Annotated in this window: 1 protein-coding gene; it reads right to left on the bottom strand. The window is 61.8% G+C overall.

Translation table 11 applies throughout. The annotated features are described in order from the left end of the window. Positions 1-88: 88 nt before the first annotated feature. Positions 89-1369 (bottom strand): group II intron reverse transcriptase/maturase, encoded by a 1281-nt coding sequence (gene ltrA, locus B7L71_RS12290; RefSeq protein WP_023006382.1) that lies wholly within the window; start codon positions 1367-1369, stop codon positions 89-91. Positions 1370-1985: the final 616 nt, after the last annotated feature.

Here is a 1985-nt window from a genome sequence, read left to right as displayed (position 1 = left end):
GGTCGGGTAGACCGGACGATTGCTCGTTCCGGCCCCCCACAGATCCGAGCGTGCGCGATTGACGCACTCGGCTCCTCAACCGTCAGGTTCACACGAAGGACGCTCGGTGCACGATTCTCGCTCGCGGTAACGGGAGTGTCAGCAACAGTTGCCTTGCCTTCTCCCACGGGAACCATCCTCTCTGCGATCGCCTCCTGAGCCACTTGATCCAGGTTGTCTGAACCCTGTATTGGAAGCGTTGCAGAGACTCGATGTTGTGGGTTATCCCGTAGTACGCATAGTGCCCCATAACCTTTCGACAGAGTTGGCGGTGCTGATCACGCAGGGGCAGGTGGCGGTTGGCTCGGCACCACAGCGAAATTCGCTTCAGGCCTCGCTTGAACCGGTCCTTGGCCGTTTTCTGCTTGATGATCCAGCGTCCACGCAGGGACTTCCCCCAGTAATAGGTAAAGCCCAGGAAGTCGAAGGTCTCGGCCCGTAGCTCGCGATGTGGCCGAAACCGTACCAGCCGAGTCTTGGTCGGGTGCAGGGTAAGGCCGAAGCGCGCAAAGCGCTTGGCCAGTACCTCCAGCACCTTGCGGGCATCAGCTTCGTTGCTGAAGGCGAGCACGGCATCATCGGCGAAGCGCACCGAGAATGCCCGTCCGCGCAGGCGTGGTTTGACGTCTTGCTCAAACCACTCATCCAGCACGTAGTGGAGGTAGACATTCGCCAGCAAGGGGGAAATCACACCCCCTTGTGGGCTGCCTATCTCGCCCTTCTGCCATTGCCCGGCGTCCAATACCCCGGCCTTGAGCCACTTGCCGATCAGGCGGAGGATCACGCCGTCCTTCACTCGTTGCTGCAGAAACGCACGCAGGTGCTGGTGGTCGATCGTGTCGAAGAAGGCTTTGATGTCCAGATCAATGACCCAGCCTCCGCCCATCGACATCAGGCCATTCCTCACCGTTCCGATGGCCTGATGCGCCGAGCGCCCCGGCCGGAAACCATACGAGCACTCGTGAAAATCATGCTCATAGAGCGGCTCCAGCAGGGCCACCACGGCACGTTGCAGGACCTTGTCTTCGAAGGTAGGAATGCCAATCGGCCGTGTGGAGCGCCCGTCTCCCTTGGGAATATTGACGCGCCGCACCGGCGGCGCCCGGTAGCGACCGCTCTTGGCCGCTTCCAGCAGACGCTGGACGTTAGCCTCGAAGTCGCGCGCGAAGTCGTCCGCCGTCTGGCCGTCGATCCCGACGGCGCCGTCACGGCGCGTCATCAGGTAGGCCGTCCTCAGCCACTGGGCGTCGATATGATGCGCCAGTGACGTGAAGGCACGCTGCGGGAAGCGCTCTGCCAGCGCTGCTATCCGCACTTGTTTCGTGGACATGACCTCAGGTTCCTGTGCACCTGTCATGTTGCCCTCGTGCAGTTCTGATGATTGGCCGCCCCTTCCCTCCAGCGGGTCCCGTCGAGTAGGTTCCCCGCCTTCTTCGGTACTATGAGCGACTCCGACTCCCGCCCTTCCATCCGGCTGGCTCCTTATGGTCGCCTGGCCGTACCCCCTGAGTGCCTGTTGTTTGCTTCCGGTACCGTCAGGCACGACAGCACCGGACCGGGAGCTTTCGCCGCAGGCAGCCCCATGCCTGTACCTTTGTCGTTCAGAGGAGAAGGACGGGCCTCCCAGGTTCCTGGGAAACCCCTGTATGGACATGCCCTGCTCTTCGACCCCGGCGGCCCTTCCCTGCCAAGCCATACGGCAGGGTCGTGTTGCCTTCCAGCATTTGAAAACTGTCGGCGACTGCCACTACCACAATTTCGGGGCTCTATCACACGGCCTATCCACTCGCTGTGTACGCTTCGCAGCGGCGGTTACCCGACACCACGCAACACTCGCTGCCGGCTGGTGGCTAGCCTTGGCCGGGTGGGACTTTCACCCACTGGGTTTCACGACATCCTTTCCACCTTCTCGGTTTCCCGGATGTCCAGGCTTTGCCTGGCGCACT

Origin of the sequence: Halomonas sp. BC2 (assembly GCF_002078115.1) — a bacterium.
GTDB lineage: Bacteria > Pseudomonadota > Gammaproteobacteria > Pseudomonadales > Halomonadaceae > Vreelandella > Vreelandella stevensii.
This window is presented reverse-complemented; position numbering and strand designations above follow the sequence as displayed.